The following is a 527-nucleotide window of genomic DNA, read 5'->3' as shown; positions in this document are numbered from 1 at the left end:
CGGCCGGCTCGCCGGCGGATCGTGACCGCGTCGCCGACCGCTGGCCCGGCTCGGGTCGAGCCCGACGACGGCCGCCCTCGGGCACGTGCTCGCCGACCGGCCGGAGCAGGCCCGCTCCCTGCTCGAGCGGGCCCGTCCCTCGCGCCTGCGCGACGAGCTCGAGCTCATCGTCTCGGGCACGACCACGGGCGAAGGGAGGCTGCGCTCGCGCGCCCTGTGGTCCGACGGCGAGATCTCGGGGGCGATCGACGCGCTCTCGTCGAGCGACCGCGGTGGCGACCGGCGGCAGGCCGAGCGGCTGCGGTCCGAGCGTCGGCTCCTCACTCCGGGGCACCGGCTCGCCGTGCCCCCGATGCCGGGCCGGCGTGAGCGCGCTCGCCGCCGCAGCGTCACCCACCTGCTCACCAACTCGCTCCCGCACACCGGGTCCGGCTACGCCCTGCGCAGCCACGCGATCCTCCAGGCGCAGACGGCGGCCGGCATCCGGGCGCGGGCCATCACCCCGGCCCGGCTACCCCGTGACCGTC

At 78.2% G+C, this 527-nt stretch carries 1 pseudogene; it reads left to right on the top strand.

Features of this window, described 5'->3' with window-relative positions:
• Nucleotides 1–85: 85 nt before the first annotated feature.
• Nucleotides 86–527: pseudogene (locus AC2W7J_RS18725) on the top strand (hypothetical protein); the annotation flags it as partial.

It is taken from the genome of Janibacter sp. CFPM2_SD2, from assembly GCF_057364645.1.
Note: the sequence above shows the minus strand (reverse complement) of the source record. Positions and strands in the feature narration are given on the sequence as shown.